At 55.2% G+C, this 20,574-nt stretch carries 18 protein-coding genes; 3 read left to right on the plus strand and 15 right to left on the minus strand.

Features of this window, described 5'->3' with window-relative positions:
* On the minus strand, positions 1–606 hold a 606-nt coding region (locus AC2FJZ_RS09065; protein ID WP_496777130.1), incomplete at its 3' end, for a MobA/MobL family protein.
* Positions 607–802: 196 nt separating this feature from the next.
* Here AC2FJZ_RS09065 and AC2FJZ_RS09070 point away from each other — a divergent pair.
* Positions 803–1,030, plus strand: coding sequence for a hypothetical protein (locus AC2FJZ_RS09070; protein WP_496669611.1), 228 nt, complete (start codon positions 803–805; stop codon positions 1,028–1,030).
* 103 nt (positions 1,031–1,133) lie between these two features.
* Here AC2FJZ_RS09070 and AC2FJZ_RS09075 read toward each other — a convergent pair whose 3' ends face one another.
* From AC2FJZ_RS09075 to AC2FJZ_RS09130, 12 genes are all read right to left on the minus strand, one after another.
* The gene (locus AC2FJZ_RS09075; protein ID WP_496777131.1) at positions 1,134–2,915 is read right to left on the minus strand and encodes a thiamine pyrophosphate-binding protein; all 1,782 of its coding nucleotides are present in this window, start codon (positions 2,913–2,915) and stop codon (positions 1,134–1,136) included.
* Positions 2,915–4,324 carry an aldehyde dehydrogenase family protein gene (locus AC2FJZ_RS09080; protein WP_496777133.1) on the minus strand — a complete coding sequence of 470 codons (1,410 nt, stop codon included), beginning with the start codon at positions 4,322–4,324 and terminating at the stop codon, positions 2,915–2,917. Before AC2FJZ_RS09080 ends, AC2FJZ_RS09075 begins: the two co-directional genes overlap by 1 nt.
* Positions 4,305–5,219 carry a sugar phosphate isomerase/epimerase family protein gene (locus AC2FJZ_RS09085; RefSeq protein ID WP_496669605.1) on the minus strand — a complete coding sequence of 305 codons (915 nt, stop codon included), beginning with the start codon at positions 5,217–5,219 and terminating at the stop codon, positions 4,305–4,307. The genes AC2FJZ_RS09080 and AC2FJZ_RS09085 overlap by 20 nt, the downstream gene beginning before the upstream one ends.
* Before the next feature lie 154 nt (positions 5,220–5,373).
* Positions 5,374–6,564 (minus strand): Gfo/Idh/MocA family protein, encoded by a 1,191-nt coding sequence (locus tag AC2FJZ_RS09090; protein WP_496777135.1) that lies wholly within the window; start codon positions 6,562–6,564, stop codon positions 5,374–5,376.
* Entirely contained in the window at positions 6,557–7,231 is a 675-nt protein-coding gene (locus AC2FJZ_RS09095) for a hypothetical protein (RefSeq protein WP_496777137.1), read from the minus strand. Before AC2FJZ_RS09095 ends, AC2FJZ_RS09090 begins: the two co-directional genes overlap by 8 nt.
* Complete coding sequence (locus tag AC2FJZ_RS09100; RefSeq protein WP_496777139.1) at positions 7,221–8,408, minus strand: Gfo/Idh/MocA family protein; 1,188 nt, start codon at positions 8,406–8,408, stop codon at positions 7,221–7,223. Before AC2FJZ_RS09100 ends, AC2FJZ_RS09095 begins: the two co-directional genes overlap by 11 nt.
* Positions 8,398–9,234, minus strand: a complete 837-nt coding sequence (locus AC2FJZ_RS09105) for a citryl-CoA lyase (protein WP_496777140.1) — start codon at positions 9,232–9,234, stop codon at positions 8,398–8,400. Before AC2FJZ_RS09105 ends, AC2FJZ_RS09100 begins: the two co-directional genes overlap by 11 nt.
* Positions 9,231–11,123, minus strand: coding sequence for a bifunctional sugar phosphate isomerase/epimerase/4-hydroxyphenylpyruvate dioxygenase family protein (locus AC2FJZ_RS09110; protein WP_496777142.1), 1,893 nt, complete (start codon positions 11,121–11,123; stop codon positions 9,231–9,233). The genes AC2FJZ_RS09105 and AC2FJZ_RS09110 overlap by 4 nt, the downstream gene beginning before the upstream one ends.
* The gene (locus AC2FJZ_RS09115; RefSeq protein ID WP_170328647.1) at positions 11,123–12,418 is read right to left on the minus strand and encodes a TRAP transporter large permease; all 1,296 of its coding nucleotides are present in this window, start codon (positions 12,416–12,418) and stop codon (positions 11,123–11,125) included. The genes AC2FJZ_RS09110 and AC2FJZ_RS09115 overlap by 1 nt, the downstream gene beginning before the upstream one ends.
* Positions 12,415–12,990 carry a TRAP transporter small permease gene (locus AC2FJZ_RS09120; protein WP_496777145.1) on the minus strand — a complete coding sequence of 192 codons (576 nt, stop codon included), beginning with the start codon at positions 12,988–12,990 and terminating at the stop codon, positions 12,415–12,417. The genes AC2FJZ_RS09115 and AC2FJZ_RS09120 overlap by 4 nt, the downstream gene beginning before the upstream one ends.
* A gap of 21 nt (positions 12,991–13,011) precedes the next feature.
* The gene (locus AC2FJZ_RS09125) at positions 13,012–14,031 is read right to left on the minus strand and encodes a sialic acid TRAP transporter substrate-binding protein SiaP (RefSeq protein WP_496777147.1); all 1,020 of its coding nucleotides are present in this window, start codon (positions 14,029–14,031) and stop codon (positions 13,012–13,014) included.
* Between the two features lie 88 nt (positions 14,032–14,119).
* Positions 14,120–15,211, minus strand: coding sequence for a Gfo/Idh/MocA family protein (locus AC2FJZ_RS09130; protein ID WP_496777149.1), 1,092 nt, complete (start codon positions 15,209–15,211; stop codon positions 14,120–14,122).
* Between the two features lie 208 nt (positions 15,212–15,419).
* Here AC2FJZ_RS09130 and AC2FJZ_RS09135 point away from each other — a divergent pair, with 208 nt between their 5' ends.
* Positions 15,420–16,073, plus strand: coding sequence for a GntR family transcriptional regulator (locus AC2FJZ_RS09135; protein ID WP_496777151.1), 654 nt, complete (start codon positions 15,420–15,422; stop codon positions 16,071–16,073).
* Positions 16,074–16,685: 612 nt separating this feature from the next.
* Here the strand turns inward: AC2FJZ_RS09135 and AC2FJZ_RS09140 are convergent.
* On the minus strand, positions 16,686–17,582 hold the full coding sequence (locus AC2FJZ_RS09140; RefSeq protein ID WP_496777152.1) for a sulfotransferase domain-containing protein: 897 nt from the start codon (positions 17,580–17,582) through the stop codon (positions 16,686–16,688).
* 619 nt (positions 17,583–18,201) lie between these two features.
* Between AC2FJZ_RS09140 and AC2FJZ_RS09145 the strand changes: the two genes are divergently transcribed.
* A complete protein-coding gene (locus AC2FJZ_RS09145; protein WP_496777153.1) occupies positions 18,202–20,085 on the plus strand; it encodes an SLC13 family permease in 1,884 nt (627 codons plus the stop codon).
* Here AC2FJZ_RS09145 and AC2FJZ_RS09150 read toward each other — a convergent pair.
* Positions 20,079–20,261: a GNAT family N-acetyltransferase gene (locus tag AC2FJZ_RS09150; RefSeq protein WP_496777390.1), complete on the minus strand. Its 183-nt coding sequence runs from the start codon at positions 20,259–20,261 to the stop codon at positions 20,079–20,081. The genes AC2FJZ_RS09145 and AC2FJZ_RS09150 overlap by 7 nt on opposite strands.
* Positions 20,262–20,574 lie beyond the last annotated feature (313 nt).

Consider the following 20,574-nt stretch of genomic DNA (forward strand, 5'->3'; position numbering starts at 1 on the left):
CGTTTCAGTCCCATAGTTAATCTCCTTTGGTGCAGTAAATGCTATCAAAGGAGCGGCATCAAACCGTGACAGGTCCAGTGCGATCCAGCAGCGCATGTGGGCGTGGAAATTCAGGTTGGTCTTCGATGGATTGAAGAGCCTCCGCTCGTAGTCTTCTCGCGTCAGTTCGAGTTTGCCCGCGCTGTGCCGTTTCTCTTCCTCAGGGCACAAGAAACGCGGCGCGTGAATGTCGGCTTGAACGGCAACGCCGTATTTATCGCGAAGCCAGAGGCAGAAGCTGCGGACAAGCCGGACCTGCTCGGGAAGCGGTAGCTCGCGCGGCAGGGATGGGCGCAGTTCGCGGATGACTCTTGCATTCTTTCGGCGTTCCGAACGCTCGGCAGCGTTCCAGAGCTCCTCGGCGTTTCCTGTCCAGTTGATCAATTCATGAGACAGTAGGCCACCCTTTCTGCCCGGCGAAAACCGTCGTCCAACCCGCGCATCCCGGAAGGTGGTGCGCGCGGTGTAAGCGGCGGATTTGACGGCGGAGCGACCGTCGGCACGAGAATGCAGGATGACTTCGAGTCTGCTGGCGGGGTGTATCATGTAAAGGACATCGGGCCCCAACCCGATCTCCGCACAAAAAAGCCCGGGGCAGGCGCGCAGGCAAACCCCAAGTTTGCGTAACTGCGCGCATTGCCCAACGGGCATGCGGACGGTCGCTCACAAGCGGCCTGGCGAAGCCACATTTTAGCGCCCGGGTGGCGAAGCCGGGGTCCAGGCCGCATTTCCTGTTCGACCACCACGATCAAGGGAGAACGAAATGGCGGATCTGGATCAACAAATCGAACAGGCGCGCGCGAGACTCAGGGACCTGCAGGCACGGGCGAGCAAACAACGACGACGTAATGAAACGCGCAAAAAGATTATCTATGGCGCCGCTGTTTTGAAGCTTCTCGAGGAAATTGAGAGAGACAAAGCTGATCGGTTGCTCAAGCTTCTGCACGAACGTATCTCACGCGACTCAGATCGAGAGCTGTTAGGGCTGTAAACCCAGTTAGATCTTCTTGAGGCACTGCCCGCTCTCAGAAGGGTTGGCTGACTTGGGCCTATTGAAAGAAAAAAACTGGCGCGGCTTACCGCGCTCAGTATCGTCAGGTCGCGACGTGAGAAACATCCTTGTCCGGCGAATAAATGTCCAGGATGTTCCAATGACCGGTCGTTGGTGTCGGGTTGTTGATCATTGGCACATCCAGCACGGTTGGTTTGCCGCTGGCGATTGCCGCTTCCAATGCAGGCAACAACTCGTCAGCAGCGCCGAGTCTGTGCCCTTCCGCGCCGTAGGCTCGCGCTATGTCGGCATAGCCCGGTCCGTTTGCGGGTGCGGCGGCTGATCCGGGGAACGTCGTCCCGTATGTCAGACCGTAGTGAGCCTTTTGCAAACCCGCGATGGTTCCGAAGGCGTTGTTGTTCATAACCAGCCAGATGATGCCCAGATCAAGTTCGACGGCCGTTGCAAGCATTGACGGGTTTTGGCCGAAACCACCATCACCAACCAGGCTGATCACCACACGATCAGGTGCTGCCAGCTTTGCGCCGATCGCGCCCGGAGGGCCAAAACCCATCGTGGCGAACCCGCCCGGCGTCAGTATTGAACCGGGTGTCAGGATATCGAATTGCTGTCCGACACCGTTCTTGTTCCACCCAACGTCCGTGGTGATGATGGCATCCTCAGGCAGTGCCTTGCGGGTATCTGCCAGAATACGCTCGGGCATCATCGGAAAGGCCGATGAAGTCGCCATTTCCACGTTGCGCTCTTTGAAGTTGGTCCGGAATTCAGCAATTTTCTGTTCAAGCGCGGGGCGTTTGAAACCGCCCGGATACATCTCGCGGGCAACCCGGTTGAGGACGCGCAACGCGGCCTTGGCGTCCGCAACGACACCGATCTCGGTGGGATAATTCCGGCCGATCTCCTGCGGTTCGATGTCGATATGAATGACCTTCGAGCCTGGAATGTTGAACGTGTAGCCAGGATACCAACTTGAACAATCAGCTTCTTTGAACCGAGTGCCCACGGCAAAGATGTAGTCCGCATTCAAGCAGGACTGGTTGACCAATTCGGTGCCCCAAAACCCGGTCATTCCCAGCACAAGCGGATGGTCGTCCCGCAATGCGCCCTTGCCCATCAGAGAATGCGCAACCGGCAAGCCCATATGTTCCACAAAGGTGCGCAGCTCCTCGCTGGCCTGTGCCAGAAGGATACCGCCTCCGACATAAGCCACCGAATTTTCAGCCTTCGCCAGTGCCTCGACAATCTCCCGCGCGGTTTCGTCGTCGATCGACGGTTTCTTGAGCGCGTTCGTGTTACCGAGAATACGATCAAAGCTGTCCGGCGGGATGACTTCCGAGAAGATGTCCATCGGCACATTGACCAACACAGGGCCAGGCTGACCGCTTTCCGCGAGGTGAAACGCCTTTTCCAGAATCTCGGCCATCAGGTCTGCCCGATCTACGCGCCATGCACGTTTGACAAACGGGCGATAAATCTCCCACTGGGCAGCGTCCGCGTGCAGGTTCACCTCTTGATGTGGATGCTTGCCGTAGTAGTGCGTAGGAATATCGCCCGCGATCACGACCATCGGGATACAGTCCAGTGCGGCGTTGGCGACCCCGGTGGCGCAGTTTGTCAAACCTGGGGAGAGGTGCGACAACACCACCGAGGCCTTGCCCGTCACGCGGGCATATGCATCCGCCGCGTGGCTGGCGATTTGTTCGTGCCGCACGGTGACGAAATCGATGGGACTTTCCGCCAGCGCAGTCAGAACCGCGATGTTCGTGTGCCCGCACAGGCCAAATACATGCTTGACCTCACGGCGTTCGAGAAAATCAACGATATGCTCAGCAACGGTTTTGCCGTCCAGTTTGCTTGCGTCCATCACGCGACCTCCTGTCCGTAGAACTCACCGAACAGGTCCGGCTCCGAGGGGCGATCCTCGGGGATCGGACGGCTGACCCAGGTGTAGTTCATCATGTGTTTCATGGTGACGTTTTCGTTGGTGATGTTGCCGCCCCAGATGCCGCAGCCCAGGCTGCTGGTCATAGGCATGCCATTGGTCCAGGCACCCGCATTGGCCTTGGACTGAGGCTGTCGAACCATCATGCGGCTGACCGGAGCAAGACGCGCCAACCGGTCGATGTGATTGTCATTGTGGCTGTAGATGCCGCAGGAATGGCCCTTACCTCCGGTGTTGTAGATCTGGCTAACCGTTTCCAGCGCGTCATCGAACGTATCGAAGTGATATAGAGCCATCAGCGTGGTCAGTTTTTCCTTGGAGAACTTGTGCTGCGACCCGATTTGTCCCTGATTTTCAACCATCAGAAACTTGCGATCTTCGGGGATGCTAAAACCGGCGACTTGGGCCGTTTGCTGAGGCGGACAGGCGATGGTCGGGAACGTACGGTTTCCCTTCTCATCCCACATGGCCGCTTCGAGCATGGCCTTCTCTTCGTCCGAACACAGGTACCCGCCCTCGGCTTGAAGCGCCTTGATCATATCGTCGTAGACCGAACGCTGGATGATGATGTTGCCGTCAGCCGAGCAACCCGAGCCAAAGTCGGACGTCTTCGAAATACGTGTGTTCTGAGCGGCGATGTCCAAGTCGGCTGTCTCATCGATGACAATGGATGAATTGCCCGCGCCGACACCATAGGCTGGACGCCCTGAACTGTACGCCGCTTTGACCATGGGCTTGCCGCCCGTCGCCAAGGTGAGGTCGCAGATCTCCATCAGATGTTGCGTCAATGGGATCGACGGTTTGCGAATGGATTGAAACAAGTCCTCGGGGGCACCGGCGGCACGACAAGCTGCACGCATGACCTCGACCATTTCATAGGTGGTATGGGCGGTTCGCGGGTGCGGGCTGAAGATGACCGCATTTCGCGCGTTGGCGGCGGAAACACCGGTCACTGGTGGTGTCATCGCCGGGTTGGTCATTGGGATCAAGGATGCGATCACCCCGGCAGGTTTGGCATATTTCACCAGACCTTTTTCCTCATCCACCTCGACGATACCGGTCGATGGAGTGCGCAAGACATCACGCAATACCATGTGAACCTTGAAACGCTTCGCAGGGCGTCCTTCGCGATCTCCGATACCGCTTTCATCCACGCCTTGCTGAGCCAGACGCGTGAAGGTTTTCTCGTTCCCCGCATACCACGCAATGGCCTGAGACAGGCGGTCCAGCCTGTCCTGATCCCAATCCTCGATTTCGGCCATTGCAGCGCGTGCGCGTGCCAGCATATCGGCCGCGAGTTGTCGGTCGTTTTCAGTGAGCTCTTTGCCCATGATGATCCTCTTGGTGTTTTGGAATTGCAGCATCGGACATACGACGCTGTGACCGCGCCTGGCCGAATGTTCGCTTGGCGTGGCTGAGACAGCGACGCGCGTGTTCTTCATATCCCAACTCGGCAACGCGGCTTTGGTTGGGCAGTTCGATGGAATAGTCGACGGGCGGCATCCGTTCGATGATGCCGGTGAAATCGATCCAGCCTTCGCCGGGGTACAACCTTGCATCACGGGCCAGCTGGATCATGCCCTCGCGCGTATCGGCAATGCCGGGCAGGCAATCAGAGATATGCAAGAAATGAAACAGATCCGAGGGGACGTGCAAAAGCTCTCCGAGATCAACGCGGCTGAGGTGCAGATAAAGCGTATCGACCAGAATACCGCCATTCGACTGGTCGGAGGCACGGACAATATCCAATGCCTCATCCAGAGTGCGCAAGCGAGAGAAGCTTGGAAACTCCAAATCGACTGTCAGCCCATAGGTCGCTGCCAACTCGCAGGTCTCGGAATAGACGTCGATCAGAAAGTCACGATCATCGCGGGTGTTGGTCCACGCACTCATGATCATGCGCTTGGCGCCCAGTTCCCCGCCAATCTCAAGAGAAGGCTCAAAACTGCGCGGATCGACATCTTCTGTGATGCGCGCAAGTTCGACATCGAGGACTTTCAAGCCAGTGGTAGAGAGAGCAGTTTTGGTGGCTTGCACCTGTGCCTTGTCGATTGGAGATTGAGTGAACTCACCGGGTACATGCATCGGGATAAACCGGGGGCTGACGGCATCGTAACCGGCCCGCGCGGCGATATAGACCAGCTCGGGCGGCGTACAGCCGATCAGCGTCAGATGCGCCAAGGAGTAAAGAGAGGGGCTTGCGCCAGCCTCTTCGGGTTTCGCCATGAACGACAGCTCCACGTGTCTGCGAATCTCAATTTCATCACACGTAGTAAAAAATATCTGATATTTTTTAAAATATCAACTTTTAATGCTGAGCAGGAAATGAAAGCGCCCGGGCAACTGCCCGGGCGTGTTTTACATTCGTGTTGGCAGAGCCTTAGAGAGTGACCCATTCCCCACCGGACTGGTGAGAGCGCACAGAGGCTTCAATGAATCGGACACCGTCTGCACCTTGTTCAACACTGGGATAAGCAAGCCAATCGGCCGGAACGGTAACGCCATCCCGACGCGCGGCTACGGCCATGGCAAATTCCGTATAGAGGTTGGCCCAGGCTTCGATAATCCCTTCGGGAAAGCCGCGCGCCGTACGGATCAGACGCTCCGCACCAGGTCCGATGCCGTGCCCGTGACCTCGGCTAATGATACGATCCGGCTCACCAAACCGATTGAACTTCAGCTGTTCCGAATTCTCCAGGTCCCACTCGAGACCTCCCTCGTTCCCATATATCCGCAACCGCAACCCTCCCCGATTCCCGGGGGCAAGGCGTGTCGCCATCAGGGTTCCCGGAACCTCGTTTTGATAGCGGGTGAACATGAATGCTGTGTCTTCCAAAGGCTTTGGCGCGCCGCAGACATGAAACTCGGCCCGTAGGTTGGTCAAGGGCAGGCCCGAGACAAAACTGGCCAGATGCGCGGCATGGGTTCCGATATCGCCGACACAGCTGGTCGGACCAGAAATCTTTGGGTCCAGCCGCCATTTGACATGGGGCGCATCAGCCACATCATCGGGCGTCATCCAGTCTTGCATGAACTCGACGTGGATTTGGTTGATTTTACCGATGCCGCCTTCCGCCACGATTTGTTTGGCCTGACGGATGACCGGAAAGCACGACATCGCATATCCGACGGCAAAGACCTGTCCCGTGCGCGCGGCGATCTTCTCAAGCCCCTCGGCCTCGGCAACTTTGTTGGTCAGGGGCTTGTCGCACAGTACATCAATGCCCGCCTCCAGAAAGGTTTTGGCCGCTTCGAAATGAACGTGGTTCGGGGTGGTGATCATGACGGCATCTACGCCATCCGGGCGTGCCGCCTCGGCCTTTGCCATCTCGTCGAAGGACGCATAGCACCGGTAGGCCGGCAGGAACCACTCGGCCCCGCGCGCCTTGCTTCGCATGGCGTCAGAACTGAGCGCTCCTGCGACGACCTCCCACCGGTCGGTCATCCGCGCGGCCGTTGCCTGCGTGACAGAGATACGTCCGCCGCCAACAACACCCAGCCGCAAACGGCGAGACAGGCGGGGGAAAGGTCCGTCAAAGTTCAGATTTTCGGGTAAAAGTCTCTCAGCCATTCTGAACCTCCATCTCAGGAACCTGCGCGCCTTCTGGCAGTATTTCGACAGCCATGAAGATGCTGGGGGTAATCGTCTCGTATTGATGCCAGGGATAGTTGCCGTCGGCGTCATACATCGGCTTGTGCGTCATGCCGGGGGCCATGAATTCTTCGAGGTAAAGGGTTTCAACGTCCCATTCGCGGCATTGCTGCATTTTACCAAAGCCCACAATTTGCGTATGCACTTCGCGGAACCCCGGCACCGGACAGAACGGATGTTCCTTGTGCAATCCAACATTCAGTGGAACCGAGCCCGAGTGGTACATAGTCAATCCAACGTTACCCACAAAGACCTTTGGCGACATGTAATGGCTGACACCGCGCAGACGCTCCTCTTGGCGGATATCAAAAGCAGATGGCCACGTATCTTTCACCCATTCAAATAACTCGTTCTCATCGGCATGGGCGTCGAAACCGTGGACAATGACTGCATGTTCCACGCCGTTAAGCGTGCTATCTTGCACGATAACGGACGAAAGCGGTGCAACGGTCTGATCCACGACTGAAAGGTCTCGTCCCCCAAGGTTCAGAACAATTGCACGACCCTCGACAGATATTCTGTCTTCGTCAGTTATGTGCTGGACGCGAAAGAATGGCTGGGCAAAGTCGAGTGTCTCAATCGGCATGCGCCAACTCCTTCCTCTCTTCGTTCAGGAAATCGACCGGCAGAGGTTTCGGTGCTGCGCAACGGCTTTCTATTGTCTGGTAAGCACCAAATTTCGGCGCCCGTTCAATCGCGTCCATGACCTCAAACACATGGTAGGCAAGCGCTCCACTCGCGCGGGGTTGGCGGCCTTCTTGTGCCGCCAGGGCCAGGTCCAATAAGCCGAGGCCACGGCTGTCTTCGTTAAACCCATGTTTGTTTTCGACCACCTGCCAGTCCCCACGACCGGTTGGACGAGGTTGATGAGACCAGCGCGAGGTCTCCCGCGTTTTCAACCAGACATCCCCTTGAAAGATATTGGCGCCATGAACCGGGTCAGGGTCAGGGATGCTTATAGTTCCGTCTTCGCCATAGATCTCGAAACGGGGCGTTTCGCTGTCCCAGACATCAAAACTCATTGTCATTGACCCGATGGCGCCGGACGAGAACTGCAGTAGGCTTAGGGAGTGCGTGTTGACCTCGACATCCATCCACTCTCCGTTGCGCGGACCGTTTTCGATCATCCGCTGGTCAAATGTTCGCCGCGCCATTCCGGCGACACGGTCAACAGGCCCAAGACAGCAGATCATGGCGGTCAGATAATATGGCCCAAGGTCCAGCAAAGGTCCTCCACCCGCCTGATAGTAGAAATCCGGGTTGGGGTGATGGCGTTCCGTGCCGTGGGTGCCAACATGGGCAAAAACCCCTGTTGGCTTCCCGATAGCGCCTTCATCGATCAAACGCCGAACGGTCTGCCAACGACCGCCCAGAAACGTGTCGGGCGCGCAACCAACCAGTCGCCCCTTTTCAGAGGCCGTGTGCAGGATCGCCTTTCCATCCGATCGGTTCATGACCAGTGGCTTTTCGGAATAGACGTGCTTGCCCGCCTCTAACGCGCGCAGGCTGATTTCGGCATGCGCCGCCGGAATTGTCAGGTTCAGAACGCAATCAATCGCCGGGTCGTCAAACACGTCATCCGGCGTGCAGGCCTTGACGATGCCGTATTGATCCGCCTTGGCGCGGCTTTCTAAAGGATCGAGGCTTGCGCAGGCCACAACCTCGACGCTCGAAAAATTGGATAGTGTTTTTAGATAGATGTCGCTGATACGACCACAACCAATAAGGCCGACCCGGAAGGATTTCGATGTCTCACGTGTCATCATTCCTGTCTTCGTAAAGGGGTAAGTAATTCGGTGGCATGGGCCCTTTGTTCCGACCGCCCTGCCCCATCTGCTCCCAGGCGTGGGCGAGTATTCCGACCGAACGGGACAGGCAGAACAGCCCTCGCGACAAGGGTGCAGGAAAGCCAAGTTCGCAGAAGATCACAGCTGTCGCGCCATCGATATTCATGGCGATGGGCCGACCTCCGCGTTGACGGCCGAGTTCGGCCTGAACCTCTTCTCCGATATCGGCAAACCGGCCAGAAACTGTGCCTTCTGCCGCGGCATCACGAACAAGTTGCATCAATCGTGGTGCGCGTGGGTCCACAGGCTTGTGAAACCTGTGACCAAAGCCCGATACGATCTTGCCGTAGGTCTCGCGCCAGCTGTCCAAGCCATCCCGAACAGCGTCATTCAACGATGCTCCCGCATCCATTCGGCCCGCAATATCATAGTACAGCTCTGCACACTGCTCTCCTGCCCCACCATGCACGTCGCCCAGCATGTTAACCGCAGTCGCCATCGCATTATTGAGACCTACCCCGCAGGTGGCGGCCATACGCGCAGCCGCGATCGAGGGGGCCTGTGGGCCATGATCCACGCCTGCGACCAAAGCTGCTTCGAACAGGCTCGCTTGTGCGTCGCTGGGCAGATCGCCCCGCACCATTAGCCAGATCATCTGCGGGAAAGATACGTTCCCGATCAGGTTTTCTATGGCGTTGCCGCGAAAAGCGATCTGGCCGGGCTTCATGTCGATGATGGAGGTTCGCCACCATTGGCGAACAGCCCGCTCATCCATTGTCATGTTTTCATCCAGCACGGTCATTGAGTCTGCACCTCTTTGAGCGTCTGGGTTTTGCTTTGCGCGGCGAGGCGAATGGGTGCATTGCGCGCACCGTAACCGGCATAGCCCATGCGGCGTTGCACAATTTCGAAGAAGAAGCCGTTAAAGATGGGGCGGCTGTATATCTGGAAATACTCGGCACCCGCTGCCCAATCGTAGAGAATGTTGCCTCGGCGCAGTTTGGCGATCAAATCGTCATCCAATCCGAAATTCGCTTGCAGATCAGCGTAGTAGTTTTCTGGAATCGTCAGGCTGGGAAAGCCGGACTTGCGCAGTTGATCCGAAGTTTCAAAAATATCATCCGACTGGAAGGCGATGTGCTGAACACCGGCCCCAAAGCCATCTTCAAGGAATGAGGCCGCCAAAGTTCGGCGCCCAACTGCCCCGTTCAGGTTTAAGCGCACTTCGCCTTCGGGGCTTTCGATAGCCTGGCTTTGCACGACACCGGACGGGTCGGCGACGTTAACGATAGGGGATTTTGCCATCTCGAAAGTCGAAATGTAGTAGAGTAGCCAGCTTTGCATCTCATCGTGACGCATCGTCTGGGCCAGATGGTCGATACGACGCAGACCGGCAGGTTGGGTGGCTTTGGTTTTCGCAACCGGCTCGAACTCAATGTCCCATACCCGATGGAGATCGGATTTCTCATCGATGAAATGAACGACGTTGCCACCAACGCCCCGAATGGCCGGGATATCCAGTTCCCCTGTTCCCACCGGTTGTGAGAAATTCGGCGCGCCCAACGCGGTCGCCCGCTGAACCGTCTGATCCGCATCTTTGACACGCAACCCCATGTCACAAACGGAGGGGCCGTGACCCAGGAACGCCGAATGGGCAAATCCTTCCTTTTCGGTATTCACAACGATGTTTATCGCGCCCTGCCGCCACAGCTCGACGGACTTGGATACGTGTTTTCGCTCCATTCGAAAACACATTGCTGACAACATATCTGCCAGCTGCGCGCCGCTTGTTTCGTCGGCTGTAAATTCGACGAATTCGAAGCCTGACGCATAGACGCGTTCCGGCAGGTCCGGGATGCCGAAATCGGTTCCCGGCTCGGTCCGGGATACCTCATCCAGGAGGTTCACCAGCGACCTGTAGCTGTCTCGGGCCAGTGTTCGGCCACCGGGTTGAGGAGCTGCTTCGTTGACGCGTGCAACCGACCAAGGCCCTTTGTATCCGGCGCGGGACAACACGCGAACGAAGCCTGCAAGGTTCAGCGACCCAAGCCCCGGCAGAAGCCCAAAGTGCCGCTTGAGCCGACGTATATCCATCTCAAGCCGGGGTGCATCGGACAGTTGCACATGGAACAGCCGCTCCCCGGGAATGTCCCGAAGGCGGGCTGGTTTGGATCCGTCGGCAAGCGAGAAGAAGGAATTCAAAGCCAACCCCAGATTAGGGCTATCGATGGCTTCAACGACGCTTAGCGCCTGCTCGTCCGAGTGAACAAGATCCGACCATGGCAAGCCCATATATGCCAGACGCAACCCCATCTCTTTCGCGATCTTGGTCGCCTCGCCAAGGTCTGCGATGACCTGTTCTTTGGTTGCAGCGGCATCAACCTCGAAGGCAGACCCGATGAGCAGCAATTCCGTTCCCAACTCGCTCATCAGGTCGAGTTTGCGCTTCAGCCGATCAAAGGCGCTCTCCCGTCCGGAGTCGGACTGCCCTTCAAGGTTATGGAAGGGTTGTAACAGGCAAATCTTCAGGTCGAGATCTGATGCTATATCCCGAATTTGCGATGGCGGCCCGTCAAAAGCGGTCAAATCCGGTTCGTGTAATTCGACGCCCCCGAAGCCCGCTTCAGCGATAGCACTCAGTTTTTCGGCCAGATCACCAGGGATCGACGTTGTCGAAACCGAGAGGCACATTATCCCTGATACCCAAACATACGCGGCAACCACAGGACCAGATCAGGCATCAGCATCATGATCACCAGGGCGAAGATGAGCACCGCCAGGAAGGCCCAGATTTCCGAAATGATTTCACGCAGTGGGATGTCCGTCACGGCGTTGATCACAAAGAGTAGAATGCCATAGGGCGGCGTGATCAGACCGATCATCGAGTTCACGACGACCAACACCCCGAAATGTACCAGATCAATCCCGAGCGCTTCGCAAGTCGGGATGAACAGGGGCACAATCACCAGGATGATCGTTGTTGCGTCTAACACGCATCCCAGCGCGAGGATCAGCAGGTTTACGAGGATCAGGAACACAATCGGGCTTACATCAGAACCCTCCAGCAGTGCCGAGATCGACTGAGGAATTTGCTCCTGAATGACGATGAAATTCAGAATGAACGCGCCACCAATGACCACCCCGACGGCTGCGGAAGAGCGCGCGCTGTCAACGAACACTTGATAAAGTCCACGGAAGGTCAGCGCGCGGTAGAACAACGCTGCCAGTAGCAAAGCGTAGAATGCAGCAACTGCGGCGGCTTCGGTCGGAGTGGTAACGCCGCCATATATGCCGTACAGCAGGATTGCGGGCATCAGCAGTGCCGGGAACGCGTTGGCGGTTTTAGCCGGCAACTCGCGCAGTGGAACTGGTTCTTCCAATGCAAAGTTCCGCTTTCCGGCCAGATAGTAGTTCATCGCCATGAGGACGACGCCCATGATCAGGCCCGGCAGAATACCGGCCAAGAACAGAGACCCGATAGAGGCCTTGGAAACGAGCGCGTACAAAACCATAGGGATCGAGGGCGGAATGATCGGGCCAATCGTTGCCGACGCCGCCGTGATTGCAGCTGCGTAGCCTCGGCTGTAGCGGCCATCCTTGGTCATCATCTCAATGATGATCTTGCCGATCCCGGCAGCGTCCGCGACGGCAGAGCCGGACATGCCGGAGAAAATCAACGACGCAACCACGTTGACGTGCCCGAGGCCGCCCTTGAACCGCCCGACAGCAGCGACGCAGAAGTTCAGCAGACGGTCCGTGATCGACCCAGCGTTCATGATATTCGCAGCGACAATGAACAACGGTACGGCAAGCAGGATCGTGCTTTTGTAGAAGCCTTGCAGGATCTTCTCACCTGCGAGGGCGACGTCCAATCCGGCCGTGCCCAGATACACCAATGAGGCTAAAAGGATGGAATAGCCGATAGGTGTCCCGATGCCTGCCAGAAGAAAGAGCGCGAGCAGGCAGGAAAGAAGTTCAAAGCTCATTTGCCTGCTTCCTCGTCGTCTTCACCGTCGACGCGGGGATGATCGTCAACCACGTTGTACCCAACGACCAGTTCCAGCTCGGTTTTAGGTGGGCCATTTCGCAGGATGTCAAAGAACAGCCACCCATACCGCGCTGCGACGACCAGCATGAACACCGCATAAATTGAGAACACGGTGCGCAGCGGTATCTTCTCACCCGAGAACGGATTGCGGACAGTCGATGTCTTGCGGATTTTCATCCAGTCGATGTAGTCCCACGTCGGAAGGAAACTGTAGAGCATTCCCACCACAATTGCCGCGGCTGCAAGCATCGCAAAAACCTGACGCACCCGCATCGGCACCGACAGATAGATGATGTCGAACTTCACGTGATCCCGTTCGCGCACGACGAAGGCGCAACTGAAGAAGATCACCCAGACCCAGAGGATGCCGATGAGTTCAAGCGTCCATCCGGCGGGGGTGAAGAAGTAGCGCAAGAGTATTTGCAGCAGGAAGATCAGGAAGATTGCCGCCAGCATCCCGCCGGCAATCGCTTCGGTCAGTCGGGAGAACCCCTTTATAAAGGCTTTCATTATGGTTCTCCCTCCCTTGTCTTACTGGGCTCGGTTGCCCAAAGCGTTGATCTGATCCAGAACGCCTTCGGGCCATGAACCAGCGAATTCGCTATCCAGATACATAGACTGTACCTGATCGCGGAACGCTGCGAGATCGGGCTCGTAGATCTCCATTCCCTGTTCTTTCAGGAAGCTGACAAGGTCCTCTTCTTTCTGAAGCTGCTTCTGACGACCAGATTCAGCGGCTGCATCTGCTGCTTCCTGAACCTTGGCTTGCTGTTCCGGTGTCAGTCCGTCCCAGACCTCTTTGCCGATAGCGATGTAGTTCAGGTCAACCAAATGAGACGTCAAAACGATCTGATTGGTCACTTCGTAGAACTTTGCGTCCACGACGGTCGGCAGTGGGTTGTCCTGACCGTCAACGGCACCGGTCGACAGAGCCGTGTAAACCTCTGAGAACGCCATTGGCGTTGGGGCAGCACCCAGCGCTTTGCCAAGGAACTGCCACGCATCTGTGCCCGGCATCCGCAGGTTCACACCCTCCAGATCAGCCGGAGTGCTGACGGTCAGTTCATCCTTGGGCTGGCGCAGGTTCACCTGACGACGCCCAAGATACATGACCGACAGCAGTTTGACGCCAAGTTCTTCTTCGGCCTTTTGCTTGAAGGCATCCATCAAGGGATCGTTGAAGACAGCCACCTGATGCGCGGCGTCCTGGTGGACATAGCCTGCCGTAAAGATCGAAAACTCGGGGAAGAACTGTGCAAGTTCCTGTGCCGAAGTGATCGACATCTCCAGGTTGCCACGGCTGAGGGCGTCCAACTCGGTACCTTGGGCGAAGATTGTACCGTTATAGCTGGGTTCATAGCTTGCAAAATCAGCAACCATGGGGGCAAAAACTTCGGCCATTGCGACCGAACGCTGATCGGTATCCGATCCTGATGTTGCGAGGCGAAGTTGCACTTTGTCTTCCGCCAACACTCCATTTGTTGCGCTAAACAAAACACCGGTTGCGACCATGGCTGATACAGCAGCCCGTCGGGTAAATTTGGTAATCACTTTGCTCCTCCCTGAGACATCATGATGCATTTTTCCGATTCTGAGTTTTGACCTATTTTGGACATTTTGCAAGATTTTTTACAAAATATCAGATATTTTTTATTGTCTGCAATCTCTGTTGCTGCATTTCTTGAAGGTTTCTTATTCTAACAGTCTCACCAGTCCTGCAGGAATTCTGAATGGCTTCAATAACTTGAAGTGTTCTGAAGCCTTCCCATCCGGACACAATCGGATCTACTTCGTGCCGAGCAACTTCAACAAAGTGCCTGAGTTGATTTACCAGCGGGTCAGATGCACCCTTCTTCAGCGCGGTTGACGAGATTGGAACCCACCAATCCCTTTGCTCACTCTGGTAGCTCCATAGTCGAAGATCGGGGACGGACAACGACCCATGAGAGCCACCTATCATGTAGCTACTCTCAGTGGTCGACGGATAGATTGGATATTCCTGAGACGTCATCTCCCAGCTCCACGGGGCGACGATACTGTCGGACACACTTATGGTCCCAATCGCCCCGCTTTCAAACGTCAACAGCGCACCAGCAACATCTTCGTTGTCGTAACCCCGCTGCGATGCAGCCGACTGCGCTTGTACAGTCTCGACCTCTCCGGCCAGATACCGCAAAAGATCCACATCATGGACAAGATTGACTGAGATGGGCCCTGCACCAGGTTTCTTTCGCCAGGGCGCAGCATCAAAGTATTCGTTTGGCTTATAGAACCAGCAGTTGGCATGGACAGCGCGAACATCTCCAATCTTCCCATCAACAATGGCTTCTTTGGCTGACTTGATCAGAGGATTGTGCCGACGATGATGTCCGACCATCAGTGGCACATTGGCCCTCTCCGCTTCTTGAACAAGCTCCAGTGCAGCGGTGGCTTCTACAGCGATCGGTTTTTCGACGAGTACGGGACAACTATGCCGAACACACGTGAGGCCCTGTTCGACATGAAGCGTCGTTGGGGTCGCAAGCACAGCTCCGTCCGGTGTCTGATTTGCAAACATTTCCTCGAGGGTCTCGTAACGTGCGACCCCGTGCTCAACGGCATATGCACGGCCTTCATCGCTGGGATCAACTACTGCAACAAGATCAACATGGCGCAACGCTCGGATAGCGTCTGCGTGGCGGCGTCCAACAAGGCCAATGCCAACGATGGCAATGCGAAAGTTCTTAGACACTTTGCTTCCTTCCGGAGGGTCCGGAAAATCCCGAAACCGATGATTGCGATCGGGCTGCTTTGCCCAACTTGGCCATGACCGTATTGGGGTTTTCGCGATTCCGCAATAATGTATGGTATTTTTATTTTTACCATACATCGATCTGGATTGCTGATGTCTCTGAAAAATGCTAATTGAATGAGGAAACTGAGAATATCGGGTGAAACGTATGGCGAAACAGCCGTCTACGATAGGTGCAAGCACCTATCAGCACATCAAGCGGGATATCATCTTCGGAGAGTTGCAGCCCGGTTCCAAACTGAAGCTCGACGCCTTGAAGGAACGCTACTCGGCGAGCCTTTCGACACTTCGTGAAACTCTGAACAGGCTTGCCAGCGACGGATTTGTCGAAGCTCCCGAGCAACGGGGATTTCTGGTTACGCCGGTCTCCCACGAAGACCTGACCGAGATTGCAGAACTGCGAGTCCTGTTGGAATGCCACGCGTTGGAGTTGTCCATTGCGAACGGCGACACGGATTGGGAAGGCAATCTGGTTGCCGCACACCACAAACTGCACCTGATGGAACAACAGCTTCTCAAGGGCGACGAATCCGAGAAAGAAACCTGGAAACGATATGATTGGGAGTTTCACCAGGCGATGATCGCGGCCTGCCACTCTAAGAACCTTCTGTCTCTGCACTCTATCATATACGACAAGTACCTGCGGTATCAGATGCTTGTGCTGACCTATCGCGGCGAAGAGGCGGTCAAGGAGCACAAGGGCATGTTCGATGCCGCGCTGGCCAGAGACGCCGACACGGCGAAGAGGCTGTTGGAAGATCACATTCGAAATGGCCTCCAGCATACCTTGGAGGCTATGTAAGACGTTCCCCTTGCCGCAATAGCGACAACCTTCAACGCAGAGCACCCCGGTGAAGGCCAATTTCTTTTGATCGAATTCGCCAGTCAGGGCACCGCTACGACAATTGACCTTTCGGCTTACCCCTTGAAGGTCACGGCACCCATATTTTACAGAGTGTTAATGTGTGGGGTTTGTATCCAAGACGGACCTCCGCTACCATTAAATCCATAAAATATAGGCCTAGACGATCCCGTTCGTGCGCGCGCATCCTCTAGAAAGCTACCGGTACTATACCTGTACCATTTAATCTCACATTCACAATTGCATCGGCGGGTATGGCGCGGTGCGTCTATTGGCAGACAGCAGCGCGACTATTGGCTGTAATCTGATTCAATATCCGGTCTGCACGCCACAATGCAGACCTTCGATAAGAATGCAGCACTGAGCCTCAATGACTGAGGCAATGCACAGGAAGCGGACTTGGCTCAAAGGGCAGCACTTTGTAGTATTAGACAGTGGCTACGCGGACGGAGCTGCCATTCGCTGGCCGCGTTTCATAACAATGCTGAGCGGGACGAAGTTTCTGTTAAGCGTTTGTGTATAACCGAGGCGTCAAAGCAAATGACGACAGCCTCACGGTTCTCGCTGATCCCCCCAGTTCAACCAGGCAGCGTCCTCGGGCGACAGGAGCGAAGCGCAACGTTCATGGTAGCGTGCGAGTTCATTGTCACTAAGGCGGCCTTCCCACTTGTTGGATGTGCCGGAAGCAAAGAACTTCGCTTGGTCCACGAAGGGCGAATCTTTGTGAAAGCGTCTTTCGCTGGCTTCGACTACCTTGCGCATATTGGCAAACGTATTTGCCTCTGTCAGCGCAGTCAAAGTTTCCGGTGGCAGATCGATTTCCAAAATTCGAGCAAGCCGAGCAATCTGTCCATGCAGGTCTTTGCTCAGATCGGCGTAATGGAAGAAATGCACGTTCCCCTTGCCCTCACGCACTCTGGCCTGCTGGTAGTGATGTATAATGGAGTGCACTGTAAGATCATCTGTGCCCGTATCGGTCACTGGTCCCCCAACAAATCTGTTGAAGCCTGCCCGGATATCATCAGGGAACATCTCTAAAAGGGGACCAGCGTCTTTCATGTTCTCAACGTGGCTCCGAAAGGAGAAATGGGCATCGATCGGATGACGATACACAACGATATAGGTTGGCTCTAAACCATATGAGATGCCGTCCATGGGTGTATGGCTTTTGAGGCAGCGCCGACGCGTCAAGCTGGCTTGCTTTGCGGCGATTGCTTTTCGGTCGCGAAATCCACAATCGAGCCAAGGTGCTTCTTCTCTGTTGCCGGCATCCGGAACGACCCTGCCATGTATCAGCATCATGACGATATTCAACGTCCATGTCGTGCCGCATTTTGGGGGCGTGCAAACAATCACGTCGTTGGGCCGCAGCTGAAATTCATCCCAAATGTCGGTATTCGTGACCGGGCCAAGATAATCGCGGTGACGTTCTGTATGAACTGTCTGCATTGGACTTCTCCCTCGTCCGTAACTCCACTTTAGCCGTCCATCATCCAACCGCAAAGCTGTTTGAGCGTCAGGAACGCGAGGCGAAAAAATGTCGCCAATAGGCTCAGACCGGTCATCTGACGGTTTCAATAGGTCATAGAGTCGGTTCTGACCGCATCAAGGTCGGCTGAGCGGGACAAAGCAGGCGTTCGCAAATGACTAATCAAAGACAGCTTTACCGTGTCCGATATCTATGCGTGAAAGATTCAAACGGTTCAGAAGGTGTAGACGCCCCCACTGGTCTCGATGTGCTATTGTGGGTTAGCCAACTACCTGAATGGAGGCGTCTAAAGATGAGTCTAGCGGGTCGTTGTGAACAGTGAAATCACACCCGGTTGGAGACATAAATCCGCGTTCAATTCGCGTAAATCAAGTTTCGCGCGGCACAGGCGTCGGATCGCATTTCTTTGAAATTGCGCCGTCAATTTTGAGATCGATAACAACTTTACCGCAGAGCCTTTGCTTGACATGCCTTGAAACTTTGTTGCGCTGTCTCAATGAAAATCGAAACATCATGACAGGGTAAGCGCGATAGTCTAAGTGTTTACTTTAAACAAAAAACAAAGTCTCGGTGAACTCCGTGGAACAAGTTACCTTTACGTTTGAGATGGGAGTGGTTTGCGCTTTGTTGGCCTTCACCGTCTTTCTATTCGTTTCAGAAATTGTCAGAATTGACCTCTCCGCCATATTGGTTCTGGTCCTCGTTGGCCTTCTCAGCTACGCACCGGGGCTTGAGAACCTGGCAGATGTCACGCACCTATTCGATGGGTTCGCGTCGAATGCCGTTATTTCTATCATCGCAGTCATGATCGTCGGTGCCGGTTTGGACAAAACTGGCATCATGAACAAAGTTGCTGCGGTTATTCTCAAATATGGTGGCACGGCCGAAAACCGGGTGTTGCCGATCGTTTCAGGGACGGTCGGGGTTATTTCATCATTCATGCAAAATGTCGGGGCAGCTGCATTGTTTCTGCCGGTCGTCAGCCGCATTTCCTCAAGATCCGGAATTCCCCTGTCCCGCCTACTGATGCCCATGGGATTTTGCGCCATTCTCGGCGGCACGATGACTATGGTCGGCTCATCTCCGCTGATCTTGCTGAATGACCTGGTCCAAACTGCAAACGAAGGGCTGCCTGAAGGTCAGAAAATTGAACCTTTCGGTCTGTTCTCGGTGACGCCAATCGGTGCGGTCTTGATCCTAACCGGGATCGGGTATTTTCTTCTACTTGGGCGCTGGGTTCTGCCTCGAGATACCGGGTCTGACAATCTTGGCACAGGGCAAGGTACGCAGGAATACCTGCGACGGGTTTACGGGTTGCAGGCGGATGTTTTCGAGGTGATCGTGCCAGAAAAAAGCCCACTGGTTGGGCAGATTCTGGCTGACATAAACCACGAAAACCATCTCTACATTATATCCACGTTTTATCGCGGAAAAACGTCTATGGTACAGGTCCTGACAGCCGAGATTGCTGCTCCTTGCAGGCTTGCCATCATAGGAAATCGCTTGGTTGCCGAACAGTTTGCAGAGAAATTCGGTCTGACTGTTCTTCCTGAACTGGATATCTTCGTAGAAGAGTTTGCACCAACCAATGCCGGAATAGCCGAAGTCGTCGTGACACCTGACAGCAAGCTGATCGGTAAATGCCCCCGCGAGCTTTTGTTTCGCAAGACATACGGCATGTCGCTGCTTGCTATTCATCGCGGTGAAGAAACGCTCAGCCATGTCGAGACTGAAACGCACCAGTCCACTCAAATCGGGCTCGAAGAATTTCACGCGGGTGACATGCTTGTTGCACATACAAGGTGGGACAACCTGATGCGGATCAAACGCGATCCTGACTTTGTGGTCGTGACAACGGATTTTCCACAAGATGAATTACGGCCTCAGAAGGTCGGGTGGGCTTTAGCCTTTTTCGCTATTTCGTTGGCACTGATACTGTTCACCGACGTTCGCTTGTCCCTTTGCCTTTTGACAGGCGCAGCCGGAATGATGCTCACGCGTGTACTCAGTGTCGATGAGGCGTATCGAGCGGTCGGATGGAACACAGTGTTTCTGCTGGCATGCCTCATACCTCTCGGACAAGCAGTGCAAAACACCGGCACCGCAGCTTGGATCGCCCAGCAAATCATGTTCATTTTGAACGGTTGGCCGATTTGGGCGCTTCAAGCCGGTGTCGCGATATTGGCCACTGCGTTTTCACTGGTTATGTCAAATGTCGGGGCCACTGTACTGCTCGTGCCCCTTGCCGTTTCAATTGCCGTAGCCGCCGGCGGAAACCCAGCCGCCTTTGCGCTAACAGTGGCAATCTCGACCTCGAACAGCTTCATCATCCCGACCCATCAGGTAAACGCGCTCGTTATGGGGCCGGCGGGTTATAAGGTAATGGATTTTGTGCGTTCCGGAGGCGTCATGACAGTTCTGTTCTTGGTGGTTTCCTTGCTGATGCTCAACTTGATTTACTGAACGGCGCGAACGAAACAAACAGCACGCTCTTCCAGCTCTTTCATCAAAGCAGTGCCAATGCCTTTACCCTTCCAATCTGGAGAAACGAAAACCGATTTCACTTCGGAGTCATGGAGGGCTCCAGTCCCAATAACAATGCCATCCGACATTGCCACCAAGGTCTGCCTTTTGCCCATTAGCTCCAAGACTTTGTCACTCGGAAATTCAGCCTCAAAGGATCAACTTCAGATGGCGGATAATCTTTAGCATTGATCTGCTTGATGGCATCGCGGATCACGATGCTTATCCCGTCCGCATGCTTTATTGTTGCGGTTTGCAAGGGTACTTCGCTGTCCATCTGCAATCCGTATCCCCACCGTTTCTTCCAGATTAGAGATTGGCACGACCATGTCGCCAACGTCTTCGACAGGTATGCGCAGTCACCCACCTTAGGAAAACGATAAACTGCGAAACCTACACGCGCGAAATGACTGAGGGTTTCACCAAGCG

The organism is Ruegeria sp. CDSA079, from assembly GCF_059612245.1.